This window comes from Vibrio ziniensis (genome assembly GCF_011064285.1).
Taxonomy (GTDB): Bacteria; Pseudomonadota; Gammaproteobacteria; order Enterobacterales; family Vibrionaceae; genus Vibrio; species Vibrio ziniensis.
On record NZ_CP049331.1, the window covers coordinates 3,122,221 to 3,138,937 of the forward strand.

Sequence of the window (16,717 nt, forward strand, 5' to 3'; positions counted from 1 at the left end):
ACGTTATTTGGCAACCTCAGCATTTTTCTGACTCACTTTGTCAAGCAGAGCGGATAGCTTAGCTTCTAAGCGTGAAGCGTGACTTTTCACCTCATCCACTTGGTCACAGAAATACGCGATTTCTAACGGTGCAGGTGCAATACGCCACTCTTCCGTCAACACCTGTGCAAGATGATTCTGATGCTTGGTAAACTGAGAGGTCAACAGCGAACCCACATTTTTTGCGCCCTGCACTACGGTGTGAGCCACCACATCACCAGTGACGCGCGACAACCACTCTTCAATATCAGGCTTACAGTCTGTCATCAGTTGAGAAAACTTTTGCGCCAGTTGGATGTCACCCTCTAGCACTAACTTGTCTTGCTTGATGAGCTTAGTGATATTGGCTTGTTCACGTAGTTCAGGCAGTACCGAAAGATGCAGTGACAAGTAGCAGTCTGGTTTACCTTCATAATTTGCCAACACGTCGATCTGTTGGCTGAAGACGAACGTCAGTGTCTTGTTCAGTTCTTTGAGGTGTACCTGAATAACCTGCCCTTTAAGCCGAGCAAGACGACGCCCCAAGTTAGGGTCGTCTTTAATCAGAGTATTGAGAGAGGTTTCAATCACCGCAGTGACAAGAGGTTCAAACGGCATAGGCGGTCCTTAGAATTTGTAACCGCGGTGCAGTGCGACGATGCCACCAGTCAGGTTGTAGTAGCTCGCTTGCTCGAAACCTGCGTCAACCATCATACCTTTTAACGTTTCTTGGTCTGGGTGCATACGGATCGATTCTGCTAAATAACGATAGCTGTCTGCATCGTTGGCAATCAGTTCACCCATTTTTGGCAAAATATGGAAAGAGTACGCGTCATAGATTTTTGAAAGTGGTTCGATGATCGGCTTAGAAAACTCCAAAACTAACAGACGGCCACCTGGTTTTAATACGCGGTACATAGAACGCAGTGCTTTATCTTTGTCTGTTACGTTACGCAGACAGAAACTGATGGTGATGCAGTCAAAATGGTTATCTGGGAATGGCAGCTCTTCCGCGTTCGCTTGAACAAAGTCGATGTTACCCACAATGCCACGGTCACGCAGTTTGTCACGACCGACGTTAAGCATTGAGTTATTGATGTCTGCCAGAATAACGTGACCTTTATCGCCAACAATGCGAGAGAACTTCGCCGCTAAGTCCCCCGTACCACCGCCAAGATCGAGAATATTTTGTCCCGGACGAGCGCCAGAGCAATCAATCGTAAATCGTTTCCATAGTCGATGGACACCACCCGACATTAAGTCGTTCATGATGTCGTATTTCGCTGCTACTGAGTGAAATACCTGAGCAACTTTGGTTGCTTTTTCTTCTTTACGAACGGTTTCGAAACCGAAATGCGTTGTTTCTTGGTCTGTCATTGCTGTATTCGTTTGCACGCTACTACTGTCCGTCATCGTTACTATCCGTCATCAAGGTCGCTATTGCGCCCGCCATCATTCGTTTTTTTCATTTCGTTGCTGTACAGCGCACTTTTTTGTGGCGAACTTTTCTGTTGAGAAAACAGGTGTTCAAAAAGGTGTCTAAACTGCTGCGGGCAATCAGTTTACTTTATCCTCTCCTTGATGTCTTTCTACTTCTCCCTGATGTGTTTCAACCGGAGGAGCAATTTCATAATCTTCGCCAATTTGCGCCTTTTCAGCCCACTGCGAATGAATGGAACGTTTTACTTCAACACCAAGCTGTTTAAAGCTTTCCGCCTGACTGATTGCATTACCTCGACCAGAAACAAGTTTGTTCATCGCCCCCTGATAATTTTGGTTTGCTCTGTCTAACGCTGAGCCTAACCCTTCCATATCATCAACAAATAGACGTAGCTTGTCGTAGAGTTTGCTGGCTCGCTCGGCGATTAGTCGTGCGTTCTGGTTCTGGCGGTCATTACGCCATAGGTTATCAATGGTGCGCAGTGCCACCAGCAACGTGGTTGGACTCACCAGAATAATGTTTTGCTCCATCGCATCTTTCACCAAGCTAGGATCCGCTTGAATAGCGACTTGGAAGGCAGGCTCAACCGGAATAAACATCAGCACATAATCTAAGCTCTCAATACCACGCAACTGATGGTAATCTTTTTGGCTTAACCCTTTGATGTGGTTGCGTAATGCAAGCAAGTGATCACGCAGTGCGATATCGCGCTCTTCATCAGTTTCGGCATGGAAGTAGCGTTCATAAGCCACCAGAGCCATTTTCGAATCCACTACCACTTGTTTATCTTGTGGCAGATGCACAATCACATCTGGCTGATAACGTTTGCCCATGTCATTTTGCAAGCTGACCTGAGTTTCGTACTCGTGACCTTCACGCAAACCCGATTCTGCCAGCACACGAGCCAGTACGACTTCTCCCCAATTACCTTGCTGCTTGTTGTCGCCTTTTAGTGCCTGAGTAAGGTTCAACGCCTCTTTGGCCATCTGCTCATTGAGGTTTTGCAGATTGCGTAGCTCGTGAACTAAGGTGTGACGTTCTTTGGCTTCGTTATTGAAGTTGTCGTTCACTTGTTTACGGAAACCTTCTAACTGCTCTTTAAGCGGACTTAGCAAACCATCCAAACTCTGTTTGTTTTGCTGATCCACTTTTGCCGCTTTCTCTTCAAATACTTGGTTCGCCAAATGTTCAAATTGCTGTTTCAAGCGCTCTTCTGCACTTTCAAGCAGACGCAATTTTTCTGCACTGGATTCTAGTTGCTGCTGATGACGCACTTCCTGTTCACGCAATTGCACATCCAGCTGCGCCTTTTGCTCGCGCAACTGGTTGAGATCTTCATTGTACTGGTCACGCTCAAGCTTTACGGCATCGAAATAGCGAAGCTTTTCCATCGCTGCCATAAGTTTGCCGTGCAGTTGCTTGAGTTCGTACTCGGCTTTGTCACGATCTTGATCGAGCTCTTCCAGCTCCCCTAAACTGTTGTTCAACGATACTTTTAACTGCTCAATTTGCTGTTGATACCAGCGAGCATCATTGATAATTTGCTGATCAAGCAGTTGGGTTCTGACCGCCATTCTTTGCTTCACCCAAAGGCCAATCACGCTCCCCGATATAATCGCACTGGCAAGTGCAGGAGCCCAAAGCAGTATGTTGTTGATAATCCATTGCATCATAAAGGTGTACTTCGTCTAGTCATGACTTAAGTCTGTTGACAAAAATGGTATTTCTATACTGGATAAATGTCCAGTTTGTGGCGCATTTATTCCACCGTTAGACTAGCCAAATAACATTAAGTAAAGTTAGGAAAAACAAATGAACGAGCGTCGTGCATTAGCGCTGGGACTGTCCGCAGTTCTGTTTTGGTCCACCGTTGCTACAGCTTTCAAAATCACGTTGGCAGAGTTCACGCCAATTCAAATGCTCACTATTGCAAGTATTGTCTCTGCACTGGCTTTATTCATTATTTGTGCCCTTCGGGGTCATTTAAATCTGATCACCAGCACTTTTTTTGCCAATCCTTGGTATTACTTGCTGTTAGGGCTAATTAACCCTCTGGCTTACTATCTCATTATATTTAAAGCGTACTCCTTGCTCCCAGCCTCGCAAGCTCAATCCATTAATTATAGCTGGGCAATCACCTTAACGTTTATGGCTGCCATTTTCTTGGGTCAGACTATCAGAAAACAAGATTGGTTAGCCTGTGTACTCAGTTACTTAGGCGTGATTGTGATAGCCACCAAAGGCGATGTTCTCAGTTTGAAATTCGACAGCCCTTTGGGTGTCGGTTTAGCGCTGCTTTCTACCTTACTATGGGCGGGATACTGGATACTCAACACCAAAAACCAAGCCGAACCGGTTGTAGTGGTATTGTTAGGCTTTCTTGTTGCAATACCATTTGCTATCGGATTGAACGTTTATGAAGGTGCGCCATGGGGTCAAATCAGTTTTAAAGGCTGGGCCGCAGTGACCTACGTCGGATTGTTTGAAATGGGGATAACCTTTGTGCTGTGGCTGAGCGCGCTGAAAAACACCAACAATACCGCACGCATCAGTAACCTGATCTTTGCTGCGCCCTTTATCTCACTGATTTTACTTGCCACCATCATAGGTGAAGATATTCACCCTTCGACCTTAGTTGGCCTGGTGATGATCATTATTGGTCTAGTGGTGCAGCAACTGAAATTTTCAAGCAAGCAAACACGCTCAGTTTCATCTTCATGACTATGTTTTAGCATTTGTCTTTTGGTTCTCCCCCTCAGATGAGGGGGAGTTAGAGGGGGTTGAAGTCCACTGAACTTATTATATTGCAATCTTAATTCAGTGTGGTGAAAGCAACCCCACCCAGCCTCCCCTTCGAAAGGGGAGGAGTAAAGACTTGTGACTAAGAGACAGTCTCCTGAGGGGGAGAAACCAAGAGCGAGATGCGGGAAGGTTCTTACTGTGGATTTAAAACAGCTGATGAGCTAACACCACGCCTTGGCCACGTACTTTGTCGATTTCCACATACACATCCGCTGATAACGACAACGCTTTTGCGGCGGGATGACGAGTGAGAAACGTGCGTTTTTCTCGTTCATCGAACAATGAATCCCAGCGCTTATGGATTTCTCGAGCCAGAAATAAAACGCACGCTAAGCGCTTAGCTTCTGTCGCCCTTCCCGGATGGTTCACATTTTCTATCGCGTCCGCCATATCCGAGGGAAATTGCCACTCACGAGCCAATCTTGCTCCAAGCTCCTGAGCATCGGTATCGAGCAGCTCTTTTTGCACCGCAACCAACTCTTCACCATGCTCTACCCGATATTTAATTTTCGCAGCAATTTCTGGCTCTAAGGCGTGAATCATCAGTTCGCCAATGTTGTGCAGTACACCTGTGGTAAAGGCTTCGTTCGGGTCTATACGCGCTGCTCTTGCGAGCTTGCTGGCGATCATGGCGATTTCGAAAGTGTTCGCCCAATAGTCTTTGATATTGAGCGTCTCCAGTTTCGGAAAAACACCGGAGACGACAGAGGAAGCAACAAGCGTTCGTACCGCACCACTGCCAACACGAATAATGGCTTCGTTGATGGTTGATACGCCTTGCGTACCGCCAAACTGTGCTGAGTTCGCCATCCGCAAAACACGAGCACTGAGCACTTGATCCATCGACATCTTGCGCGACAACTCGCTAAAGTTAAGGTTGTCGCTGTTCACCATATTCAGTAACTCTTGTTGGATACTTTCAATTCGAGGTAATTCATTAAAACGAGAGAGCAAGGCTTCTTGATTCATTCAGGCTACTCCTTTTGCCAACTAACCCTTTTACCAACTAATACCATCCTAGATAAAAAGATGACCAGACTGAGCATCGGTAGAACAGAGAATGGACGTCAAATGCAAACTCGCATTCAATCGTCCCTGAAGCTCCGCCGATCCATCCATGGCTCGGAGGGTTTGCTTATCGACACCATTCACTAATCAGGAAATTTTCCAGAATGGTATAACTCTTTTACTAACTAACAACTCAACTATAGTTTAGAAATGTTGATAGTTGAAAAGCCCATTCGTTTTGCGATTGCCTTTGCAACCAAAGCTGGAATCTAGCTCAAGATACTCACATTTATTGGCAAAAATTGTTAACGGATAAAGAAAAACCGGAGCTGTGCTCCGGCTTCATTTATCAGGTGATTTTCTCTCGATACAGTTTCGGGCTAACACCCGCTTTGCGCTTGAATACGCGAGAGAAATAAAGAGGATCGGAGTAGCCAACTATTCGTCCAATGTGGTTAACCGAATAGTGAGTCGTTACCAACAACTGCTTGGCTCGGCTAATACGCTGGTCATCCCGCCATTGAGTAATAGTCATCTTCATCTCGTCACGGAACAGATGACCCAAACGAGAGGGCGATAAACAAGTATGCGCAGCAATATCTTCCAGAGTGAAATCCTGATTGAGGTTTTGCGTCATGTAGTTAATCGCTTGAATGATTCGAGGATCAAGCGGCTTACTGACCACGTCTGGTTGCACCGATTTACAACGAATCAGCAGTTGCTCCAGCAAGTTGATCGCTAAATCGTCGCGGTATGGCAGATCGGATTTGGCGGTGTATTCAATATCGACAAATAAGCTTTCAATGTGCTCAATATCCTGCGTCGACAAACCACTGGTCACATAAACGCCGTTGCGCTCTTCCTGCCAACTTAACCAATCGTTCCAGAAAGCACGTGGACGGAAATAGACCCAACGGTGAAACCATGAAGCATTGTCGTCTTTGCGACGGTAATAATGAGCTGCACTGGGCGGGAATAAGAGCAAGTCTCCAGCTTTAACATGAAACTCATGTTCACCGGAGAAAATGGTACCTTCACCTTTGCTAGTGATATTGATGATGTACCCTTTCATACCGTTTTGACGGTCGATGGTATAGTCGAGCTCATCACCTTCGATGATTGGTGTAAGGCCCGCGACTAAATGCGCATCAAAGTCATACCCTGGCTTGAGTGGATCAGTATTCTGCATAGACCAACAATCATTAGAATTTTGTCTAGTGTATGTTGAGCCCGGAAGTATTGCGATTTTCGACATCACATTTTATCTAAAACGATCCATTGAGTGGCGGAAAAAGCCTCACGAAACAGATCCGGTTTAATCGAGTGACGAATGGAATCACTGGGAAGATCATGACGACTCAGCTGCCAATCGGGCTGTTCGGATTGTGGCGGCTCACTCTTATTATCATGGGTTTCGACGGGAACAATCGCATGTCGGATATCCAATCGTGTAGGAATACTATTGCGCGCCAAATACTCAATCACCACCGCTTTCTCATGGAAGTAGTAGTTCATATTGACCGATAGCTTGTCAGAATGGTGCAACTGACACCACTGCTCAATACGATCATGGCGATGACGAAACTTCCACTGAGCCTGCGAGACATCCAGCAATTCACCATTATTGATAAGTTCGAGCTTGCCTTGGTACAGCACTTTGTCAGCATACAGAAGCTCAAACTTAGTTGCACACTGACCAGCAACTCGCAACGTCCAACGGTTATAGTGAATATCAAATCCCTGCTCTAGTTTTGATTCGTCAATCGCCATAATTACCTCTACAACTTTTTCTGATCTGACTCTTAGCCATGCGTTCTTTTTCATCTCCCCCCTCCGTAGAGGGAGAGAACGAAGAACATGGCTAAGGCGATTAAACGCCTGACGCTAGACGGTAGTACAAGCTGTTGGTTTTCAGCTCTTGCTTGAACGTACGAGTCTCAGTGTTTTCGTCGATAACAACCATTTCCATACCTAGGATATCAGCGTAATCCGCTAGGGTATCAACACTCACCTGTTGGCTGTATGCACTATGGTGTGCGCCGCCCGCATGAATCCAACTTGCCGCAGCAATTTGTAGGTTTGGCATTGGCTCCCAAAGTGCATGTGCCACAGGTAGGTGTGGCATACCTTGCGGTGGAGCCACAGTCTTCACTGTGTTCACGACCATGCGGAAGCGGTTACCAAGGTCAATGACAGACACGTTTAGTGCATCACCCTCTTTACCGCTAAATAGCAGACGAGGAACATCGCACTTCAGACCAATCGTATGACGGTGAATTTCTAGACGTGGTTTTGCCGCAGCAATCGATGGACACACTTCAAGCATGTGCGCACCTAAAGCTTGGTCAGTTGCGCCGAAGTTATAGGTGTAATCTTCCATGAATGAAGTACCACCTTGGCGACCTTTACCCATCTGCTTCATGATGTGAACCATAGCCGATGTTTTCCAGTCACCTTCACCGCCGTAACCGAAACCTTTCGCCATCAAACGTTGAGTTGCAAGACCTGGCAGAGAACCTAAACCGGTTAAGTTTTCAAAAGTGTTGGTAAATGCATTAGCACCAACATCGGTTAAGAAACGTTCCATACCCATTTCTAGGCGTGCTTCGTGTTGCATCAATGTAAGTAGAGAAGCATCGGTTAGCAACTCTGATTTCATTTCATAAGTTGATGCGTATTCATCCAGCATGCGAGCCACATCAGCATCCGATACGGATTGAACCGCTTCAGTCAGTTCACCCAAGCCGTAAGCGTTCACTTCATAGCCGAACTGGATTTGCGCAGAAACTTTGTTACCTTCGGTTACTGCTACTTGACGCATGTTGTCACCAAAACGCGCCACTCTTAGGTTTTGACCTGCGTGGATACCCACAGCCGCACGGCACCAGTCATCCATTTCTTTATGAACTTGTGGGTTTTGCCAGTGACCAACCACCACTTTACGGTCGATACCCATACGAGTGCCGATAAAACCAAACTCACGACAACCATGAGCACTTTGGTGTGTGTTCATGTAGTTCATGTCGATGCTGTCCCAAGGAAGCGCTGCATTGAACTGGGTGTGAAGATGCATGAATGGTTTGTTGAGCTGAGACAGACCAGCAATCCACATTTTGGCTGGAGAGAAGGTATGCATCCAAAGCACCAAACCGATACAGTCAGGATCGTTGTTCGCTGCGCGACATACGTTAAGAATCTCTTCAGGAGACTTCACTGTACCTTTGTCGACCATAGGTACAGAGATTGCGCTGCTTTCGTTAAAACTCGCTACCATCTGACCGCTTTCAAGCGCAACTTGCTCAAGCACTTTTGGTCCGTATAGCGTTTGTGAACCAGTGACAAACCAAACTTGTTTTTCATTAAATACTTTCATGACTTACCCTTTATTCTTAGCTGACTGACCGTAATAAGCATTGGCTCCGTGTTTACGTAGGTAGTGCTTATCGAGCAACGCTTGATTGATATATTCCACCGCAGGATTGATCTGTAGAGTTTGCAGCGCCATTCCGGCAACAACCTCTGTCACTACTGCGTTGTGCACCGCTTGATGAGCATCTTTGCCCCAGCAGAACGGTGCATGTTCTTTGACTAAAATTCCGGGAATCGCAATTGGGTCGTTATCGCCAATGGTTTCTACGATCACCAGACCAGTATTCAATTCGTAATCGGTGGCGATCTCTTTATTTGAGAGAGCACGAGTACATGGAATGCTGCCGTAGAAGTAATCCGCATGAGTGGTACCCAAAGCTGGGATCGCTTTACCTGCTTGCGCCCAAGCCGTTGCTTGAGGTGAATGGGTGTGAACCACGCCACCAATTTTGGCGTAGGTGCGGTACAACACTAGGTGAGTCGCAGTATCCGAAGACGGGTTCAAATCACCTTCTACGATGTTGCCTTCCAGATCGACCACCACCATGTTTTCAGCGCTTAAATCTTCGTAAGCAACACCGCTTGGTTTAATGACAACCAAGCCAGATTCACGGTCGATAGCCGACACGTTGCCCCAAGTGAACGTCACTAGCTTGTGACGTTCGAGATCTAAATTAGCTTGCCACACATCATGACGAAGCTTTTTCAGGCGCTCGGCTTGATCAACCGTTCTTTGATCAACCATTCTTTGATCAACCATGGTGGTGCTCCCGTTCCATCTCAGAAATCTGCTCTAGATGTTGACCAAGCTCGCGATAGTCTGCGTAACGCTGTTCTCGCAGTACTTTCGCTGCTGCATTCGGCTGGTAAACTTGGCTGATTGGGCTGGCCATCGCTTTTTGTGCTTGTTGAGCATCTTCATACACACCGGCTGCAACCGCCGCGAAAATAGCAGCACCCAAAGCACAACATTGCTCAGAGCTAGCAACGGCAATATCACGACCGATTACGTCTGCACACATCTGCATCACGTAAGGGGATTTTTGCGAGATACCGCCGATGGCGATAACGCGTTCAACATCCATACCTTGGTCAACAAAGCAATCGACAATCGCTTTTGCGCCGTGAGCGGTTGACTCAACCAGAGCTGCAAACATTGCAGGCGCAGTCGAACCCAAATTCAGATCGGTAACCGCGCCTTTGAGGCGTTGGTTGGCGTAAGGAGTACGGCGACCGTTATGCCAGTCCATCGCCAGTGGTGAGTTATCGTTGAAAGCGTATTGCTGCGCAGCCTCGGCAAGCATTGGCACAATCGACTTATCCAATTGCTCCATCACTTTTGCCGCGTCGGTATTGGTTTTCGCTAGAGCTTGAATTGGCCACATCAGTACGCGCTTATACCAAGCATAAACATCACCGAATGCCGACTGACCCGCTTCCAAAGCCATCAAGCTTGGCAGCGCGCTGCCTTTCACCTGACCACAAATGCCGTGAATGGTGCGATCGCCCACTTTGTCTGCGTCCACCATCAGGATGTCACAGGTCGACGTGCCGATAACTTTGACGAGATCATGCTCGCCTGCCCCTGCGCCAACAGCGCCCATGTGACAGTCGAACTCACCCACAGCAACCGCTAAACCCGCTGGTAAACCGAGTTTTTCTGCCCACTCTTGCGTTAGGAAACCCGCAACATCTTCAGAGGTATAAACCTCATCAAACATACGTTCACGAATACCATCAAGAGTTGGCGAAATCGCAGAAAGGAATTTTTGATCCGGCAAGCCGCCCCAGCTGTCATGCCACATCGCTTTATGGCCAGCCGCACAGATGCCGTGACGGAATTTGCTTGGGTGCTCATTGCCAGACAATAACGCAGGGATCCAGTCACACAGTTCCACCCAACTATGAGCTGCTTTCGCTACTTGATCGTCTTGCTCACTCACCCAAGCCGCTTTTGCCCAGAACCATTCTGATGAGTAAATACCACCAATGTACTTGGTGTAGTCGATGAACTCGCCGCCATGGGCCAGTTCATTAATCAATTCTGCTTTGGATACTGATGTGTGGTCTTTCCACAAAATGAACATCGCGTTCGGGTTTTGTGCAAATTCTGGTAACAGTGCTAATACATTACCTTGTGCATCAACCGGAGCTGGCGTCGAACCCGTAGTGTCAACTCCAATACCCACTACCGATTGGGCGATTTCCACAGGCACTTGCTCAAGCGCCTCGCGAACAGCTTGAGTCATCGCATCAATGTAGTCTTGTGGGTGGTGACGAAACTGAGATTGTTCAGGCTCGTTGTACAGGCCTTCCATCCAACGCGGGTAGTAAGTGACGCCGGATGCCACTTCCTCACCACTAACAGCGTTAACCAATAATGCACGTACCGAATCTGAACCAAAATCCAGACCGATGACATGTGCAGGGTGTGTCGCTAAATGATTCATAACAACTCCGTATAGGGGGTCCATGTAGGGTGATATTTTTTTGTTGTTATACCCCTGCATGGATGATTCAGCCATGACATTGCCTGCTAGATGTATGGACAAATTCGCCATAAGCATATTTCTGTGCATTTGATTAAAAAACACTCACAGCCTTGGTGTATAAGGCTAAAAGCACTATTAAAACCATTTCACATGCACCACAAACTGTCAGAAATGCACTAAAACGTAACATTTGAGATCCGCTTCATGTTCAGCCTCGCTAAATGAATGGACAAAATTGCTACATTTTTTTGATGTGATTTTCATCACTTCAACTTGAAATGAAATCTTCAAATATGTCCGTGAAACAACCCCTACCCAGCGGATGGAATAACAATGAAACTAAAAAAATTATTAGTAGCAACTGCCTTAACCGGGGCAACAATGTTAAGCGCTTCTGCCAATGCGTTCTTTGGTTCAAGTGATGACATGCGACTAGGCTACCTAGTTAAACAGCCAGAAGAGCCTTGGTTCCAAACTGAATGGTCATTTGCAGAAAAAGCCGGTAAAGACCTTGGCTTTGAAGTAGTAAAAATGGCTGTGCCAGATGGTGAAAAAACTCTGAATGCTATCGATACCTTAGCAGCTCAAGGCGCGAAAGGTTTCGTTATCTGTACTCCGGACCCTAAATTAGGTCCAGCAATCATGGCGAAAGCAAAAAGCTATGATCTCAAAGTTGTGACCGTAGATGACCAGTTCCTAAATGCTAAAGGCGAACCTATGGTTGACGTACCTCTGGTCATGATGGCAGCAACCGCTATCGGTGAACGCCAAGGTTCAGAACTTTATAAAGAAATGACTAAACGTAAATGGGACGTAGCAACAACAGGTGTTATGGCAATCACTGCTGACGAGCTAGACACAGCACGTCGTCGTGTTGACGGTTCGATCTCAGCTCTAAAACAAGCGGGTTTCCCATCGGGTCAAATCTACCGTGTACCAACCAAAACTAACGACATCCCAGGAGCATTGGACGCGGCAAACTCACTGCTTGTTCAATACCCAAATGTTAAACAATGGCTTGTTGTTGGCATGAACGACAACACCGTTCTTGGTGGTATCCGTGCGACTGAAGGTCAAGGCTTCGGCGCTGGCAACGTCATCGGTATCGGTATCAACGGCGTAGACGCAGTGAACGAGCTTGCGAAAGCTAACGCAACTGGCTTCTACGGTTCTCTACTTCCAAGCCCAGACGTACACGGCTACAGAAGTATCGAATCTCTTTACAAATGGGTTAAAGAAGACGTTGAACCAAACAAATTCGTTGAAGTTACTGACGTCGTTCTTATCACTCGTGACAACTTCAAAGACGAACTAGCGAAGAAAGGGCTATAAGCTCAATTTTGGTGACGGCTACCTTGGCCGTCACCCTCTTGATTTTACGGTTACCTTGAACCAACGGAGAGAAGTTATGGCGAAGTCCCCTTCTTACATAGAGTTTTGTAATATTTCCAAGCACTTCCCTGGGGTAAAAGCACTCAACAACGTTAGCTTTCGCGCAAGCGCAGGCAGCATTCACGCTTTGATGGGAGAAAACGGTGCAGGTAAATCAACTCTGCTTAAAACCTTGAGTGGGTTCCACCAGCCAACAGACGGTCATATCGCGATTGATGGTAAAGAGATCACTCTTACTTCAACCAACGATGCACTTGATCACGGTATCGCTATCATCTACCAAGAACTGAACTTGGTTCCTGAGCTCACCGTTGCTGAAAACATTTATCTTGGGCAACTTCCAACCAAAGGTGGTCGAGTTGATACTGAAATGCTAAACAAAAATGCCCGTGTGCAGTTAGAGCGTCTCGGCGAAACGTTTGACCCAGCTTGCCAGTTAAAAGAATTATCTATCGGCCAATGGCAAATGGTGGAAATTGCCAAAGCCCTTAGTCGCAACGCACAGATCATCGCTTTTGATGAACCAACCAGTAGCTTGTCTCAACGTGAGATTCAAAACCTGTTCAAGGTTATTCGTGAGCTTAGAGATGCTGGCAAAATCATCATGTATGTCTCTCACCGTATGGAAGAGATTTTCAATCTGTGTGACGCCATTACTATCTTCAAAGATGGTCAACACGTTCAGTCTTTTGAAGACATGTCTGAACTGACCAACGACCGCCTAGTGGAATTGATGGTGGGGCGTGAAATTAACGACATCTACAACTACCGCTCGCGCGAATTAGGTACAAGCGGCTTACGCCTAGAGAACATTCAAGGGCCTGGGCTTAGCGCTCCTGTTTCACTGGATATCCAACAGGGTGAAATTCTCGGATTGTTTGGTCTGGTTGGCGCAGGTCGAACAGAGCTAACTCGTTTAGTGTTTGGCGCTGAACGTAAAACCGGCGGTGATATTTACCTTCACGATGTAAAAATCGGCATTAAAACCCCACAAGATGCGATTCGCGCAGGCATTACCCTCTGTTCTGAAGACCGTAAAGCGCATGGCATAGTGCCAATCATGTCGGTGCAAGAAAACACCAACATCAGTGCGCGACCATGGCATCTCAAATTTAACAGTCTGATCGACTTCGTGTGGGAAAAAGACAACGCAACTAAGCAAAAACAAGCACTCAACGTTAAAGCGTCTTCACTTGAACAGCCTATAGGTAAGCTCTCTGGTGGTAACCAACAAAAAGTGATTCTCGGTCGTTGGTTGTCGACAGCAATGAGCGTGATCTTACTGGATGAACCTACTCGCGGTATCGACGTAGGTGCGAAATCTGAAATTTACGAATTAATTTTTAAGCTGGCGGAAAACGGAGTCACCGTATTGGTCGTTTCCAGCGATTTACCAGAAGTGTTGGGTATCTCTGACCGCGTTCTTGTGATGAAAGACGGCGCGGTAACAGGTGAACTTCAACGCGATGAATTTAACGAACAAACTGCTCTTCGTCTTGCGATGCTCGACAAAGAGTCAGCAGCAGCTTAAACCTGAGGAATATCATTATGTCTTTATCTAGCCCTACTAAAGCGATGACGTCTGAGGCGAAATCCGGCGGATTTAACTTCTCTAAAATTTGGGACAAGTTTGGAATGCTCATGGTGTTTGCGGGTCTGTTTATACTCTGCTGCCTGTTCGTTCCTTACTTCGCGACCTTCATCAACATGAAAGGTTTGGGTCTTGCCATTTCAATGAGCGGAATGGTGGCGTGTGCCATGTTGTTCTGTCTGGCTTGTGGTGACTTAGACCTTTCTGTTGCATCTATCATTGCCTGTTCAGGTGTGGTGACTGCAGTGGCAATTAACGCCACCAGCAGCGTAGTACTAGGCATCGGAGCTGGCTTGCTTTCCGGTGTGGTGTTTGGCCTACTCAATGGATTTGTTATCGCAAAACTGCAAATCAACGCTCTGATCACAACGCTAGCAACCATGCAGATTGCTCGCGGTCTTGGCTACATTATCTCTGATGGTAAAGCGGTCGGTATCACTGAAGAGAGCTTCTTCACTTTGGGTAACTCTTCAATTCTCGGTATCCCTACTCCAATTTGGTTAACGCTAATCACCTTCGCTGTATTTGCTTTCCTGCTCAACCGTACCGTTTACGGCCGCAATACTCTAGCAATCGGTGGTAACGAAGAAGCCGCACGTCTTGCGGGTGTAAATGTAGTCAAAACCAAGATGATGATCTTCACCATTTCTGGTTTTATCTCCGCACTGGCTGGCGTTATCCTAGCGGCGCGTATGACATCAGGTCAGCCAATGACCTCTGTGGGGTTCGAACTGGTGGTTATCTCTGCGTGTGTACTGGGTGGTGTGTCACTGAAAGGTGGTATTGGTAAAGTTTCTTATGTAATCGCCGGTGTGCTTATCCTTGGTACAGTAGAAAACGCAATGAACCTATTGAACATGTCTCCGTTTGCTCAATATGTGGTACGTGGTGCCATCCTACTCGCAGCCGTTATTTTTGACCGCTACAAACAGAAAACCCAATAAGTTATACACCCCCGCATATATTTCTCATGTTGATATTTGCTCCTCTTTTCAGGGGAGCTTTTTTATTATCGATAACGCAAACTCGCACCTCTGCATTTTATAAGAAAGCGTCCGTAAAACTCCGCCGAGCCCTCCTTGGATTGGAAGGTTTACTTACCAATATCCAATCACTGAACACTACATTTTTCAGACACTCTATATTCCAATCAGCGATAACCGTTCTCGTTTACAACAATAACTTTAGAACCCATTCCACTTTATTGATAAAACCGCAATAAGTTTAAATCGAGAGCAAATTTACTTATCACTTAAGTATTAGTTCGTTGGGAGTAAGTTGCTAATAAAATGGATTATTTAGCTACCAAAAATTTTATGTGATTAAAATCGAACCAATATTTCATTTCGAGACTTACTATTTTACTGCTCATCAATATTTCTATAAATTTTAATAATGAGCATCACAGTGAAACAAAATAAACTTAAGTATCAAGATATTGCTTAGGTAAAGGTGAAATAAAAGGTTTAAAACAAGATAGGGATTTAATCATGTTAAAAAAACTTACTTTAGCTACCGCTGTCAGTACCATTTTAATGTCTGGTTCACTCATGGCTGCCTCATTAACGGTTGGTTTCTCTCAAATTGGATCAGAATCAGGCTGGCGAGCAGCTGAAACTGCGGTATCCAAAGTTGAAGCAGAAAAACGCGGTGTGACACTGAAAATTTCTGATGCACAACAAAAGCAAGAGAACCAAATCAAAGCTGTACGCTCGTTCATTGCTCAGGGTGTAGACGCCATCTTTATCGCGCCTGTGGTACAAACTGGCTGGGGGCCTGTGCTTGAAGAAGCCAAAGACTACGGCATCCCGGTATTCCTACTCGACCGTGGTATCACAGTAGAAGACGACTCACTTTATATGACCGCGGTTACCGCTGATAACGTACTGGAAGGCGCTGTAGCTGGTAAATGGTTGATCGACAAAGTGGGCAGCAAAAAATGTAACGTTGTAGAGCTACAAGGAACTGTCGGTGCGAGTGTGGCTATCGACCGTAAAAAAGGCTTTAGCGACGCTGTAGACAAAGTCGACAATATTCAAATTGTTCGTACTCAGTCAGGCGAATTCACCCGTAGTAAAGGTAAAGAAGTTATGGAAAGCTTTATTAAAGCTGAAAATAACGGCAAGAATATCTGTGCGGTATTCGCACATAACGATGATATGGCCATCGGTGCTATTCAAGCAATTAAAGAAGCAGGTTTAAAACCAGGCAGCGATATTTTAATTGTCTCTATTGATGCGGTTCCAGACATATTTAAAGCGATGATGAGTGGTGAAGCAAACGCGACCGTTGAGCTGACTCCAAATATGGCTGGCCCTGCTCTTGACGCGCTTATTGCTTATAAAAATAAAGGCACAACTCCACCGAAGAAAATTGTTACTGAGTCTAATTTATATTTACCCGCTGATGCCAAAGCTCAGTTAGAAATGAAAAAAGACTTAGGTTACTAATTTTATTGTCATCACCCCTCCCGCAAGGGCTGTCTCTTAGTCACAAATTATGGAGTATTGTTCTTTTGGTTCTCCCCCTCAGATGAGGGGGAGTTAGAGGGGGTTGAAGTCCACTGAACTTATTGATAATTGAAATCTTTATTAAGTTCTGAGG

At 46.1% G+C, this 16,717-nt stretch carries 14 protein-coding genes; 5 read left to right on the top strand and 9 right to left on the bottom strand.

The genetic code is table 11. The features are described 5' to 3' along the window. Positions 1-3 precede the first annotated feature (3 nt). The 3 genes from G5S32_RS14475 to rmuC all read right to left on the bottom strand — a co-directional run bounded on the left by G5S32_RS14475 (position 4) and on the right by rmuC (position 3,129). Positions 4-636: a ubiquinone biosynthesis accessory factor UbiJ gene (locus G5S32_RS14475; RefSeq protein WP_165312620.1), complete on the bottom strand. Its 633-nt coding sequence runs from the start codon at positions 634-636 to the stop codon at positions 4-6. A 9-nt stretch (positions 637-645) separates the two neighbouring features. Beyond that, complete coding sequence (gene ubiE, locus G5S32_RS14480; protein ID WP_165312621.1) at positions 646-1,431, bottom strand: bifunctional demethylmenaquinone methyltransferase/2-methoxy-6-polyprenyl-1,4-benzoquinol methylase UbiE; 786 nt, start codon at positions 1,429-1,431, stop codon at positions 646-648. A gap of 144 nt (positions 1,432-1,575) precedes the next feature. Beyond that, positions 1,576-3,129 (bottom strand): DNA recombination protein RmuC, encoded by a 1,554-nt coding sequence (gene rmuC, locus G5S32_RS14485; RefSeq protein WP_165312818.1) that lies wholly within the window; start codon positions 3,127-3,129, stop codon positions 1,576-1,578. Between the two features lie 142 nt (positions 3,130-3,271). Here rmuC and G5S32_RS14490 point away from each other — a divergent pair, with 142 nt between their 5' ends. Further along, on the top strand, positions 3,272-4,180 hold the full coding sequence (locus G5S32_RS14490; RefSeq protein ID WP_165312622.1) for a DMT family transporter: 909 nt from the start codon (positions 3,272-3,274) through the stop codon (positions 4,178-4,180). Between the two features lie 225 nt (positions 4,181-4,405). Here the strand turns inward: G5S32_RS14490 and G5S32_RS14495 are convergent, their stop codons facing one another. The 6 genes from G5S32_RS14495 to G5S32_RS14520 form a co-directional block, all read right to left on the bottom strand. Then, positions 4,406-5,230, bottom strand: coding sequence for an HDOD domain-containing protein (locus G5S32_RS14495; protein WP_165312623.1), 825 nt, complete (start codon positions 5,228-5,230; stop codon positions 4,406-4,408). A 388-nt stretch (positions 5,231-5,618) separates the two neighbouring features. Then, positions 5,619-6,458, bottom strand: a complete 840-nt coding sequence (araC, locus tag G5S32_RS14500) for an arabinose operon transcriptional regulator AraC (protein WP_165312624.1) — start codon at positions 6,456-6,458, stop codon at positions 5,619-5,621. Positions 6,459-6,523: 65 nt separating this feature from the next. Next, positions 6,524-7,093 (bottom strand): hypothetical protein, encoded by a 570-nt coding sequence (locus tag G5S32_RS14505; RefSeq protein ID WP_246201023.1) that lies wholly within the window; start codon positions 7,091-7,093, stop codon positions 6,524-6,526. A gap of 46 nt (positions 7,094-7,139) precedes the next feature. Then, positions 7,140-8,642, bottom strand: a complete 1,503-nt coding sequence (gene araA / locus G5S32_RS14510; protein ID WP_165312625.1) for an L-arabinose isomerase — start codon at positions 8,640-8,642, stop codon at positions 7,140-7,142. Between the two features lie 3 nt (positions 8,643-8,645). After that, positions 8,646-9,398 carry an L-ribulose-5-phosphate 4-epimerase gene (locus tag G5S32_RS14515; protein ID WP_281347257.1) on the bottom strand — a complete coding sequence of 251 codons (753 nt, stop codon included), beginning with the start codon at positions 9,396-9,398 and terminating at the stop codon, positions 8,646-8,648. After that, positions 9,391-11,088 (bottom strand): ribulokinase, encoded by a 1,698-nt coding sequence (locus tag G5S32_RS14520; protein ID WP_165312626.1) that lies wholly within the window; start codon positions 11,086-11,088, stop codon positions 9,391-9,393. Before G5S32_RS14520 ends, G5S32_RS14515 begins: the two co-directional genes overlap by 8 nt. Positions 11,089-11,463: 375 nt before the next feature. Here G5S32_RS14520 and G5S32_RS14525 point away from each other — a divergent pair, with 375 nt between their 5' ends. The 4 genes from G5S32_RS14525 to ytfQ all read left to right on the top strand — a co-directional run bounded on the left by G5S32_RS14525 (position 11,464) and on the right by ytfQ (position 16,563). After that, a complete protein-coding gene (locus tag G5S32_RS14525; RefSeq protein ID WP_165312627.1) occupies positions 11,464-12,462 on the top strand; it encodes an arabinose ABC transporter substrate-binding protein in 999 nt (332 codons plus the stop codon). A gap of 76 nt (positions 12,463-12,538) precedes the next feature. Then, positions 12,539-14,053 carry an L-arabinose ABC transporter ATP-binding protein AraG gene (gene araG, locus G5S32_RS14530; RefSeq protein WP_165312628.1) on the top strand — a complete coding sequence of 505 codons (1,515 nt, stop codon included), beginning with the start codon at positions 12,539-12,541 and terminating at the stop codon, positions 14,051-14,053. A 17-nt stretch (positions 14,054-14,070) separates the two neighbouring features. After that, complete coding sequence (araH, locus tag G5S32_RS14535) at positions 14,071-15,057, top strand: L-arabinose ABC transporter permease AraH (RefSeq protein ID WP_165312629.1); 987 nt, start codon at positions 14,071-14,073, stop codon at positions 15,055-15,057. 546 nt (positions 15,058-15,603) lie between these two features. Then, positions 15,604-16,563: a galactofuranose ABC transporter, galactofuranose-binding protein YtfQ gene (ytfQ, locus tag G5S32_RS14540; RefSeq protein WP_165312630.1), complete on the top strand. Its 960-nt coding sequence runs from the start codon at positions 15,604-15,606 to the stop codon at positions 16,561-16,563. The last annotated feature ends 154 nt before the right edge of the window (positions 16,564-16,717 follow it).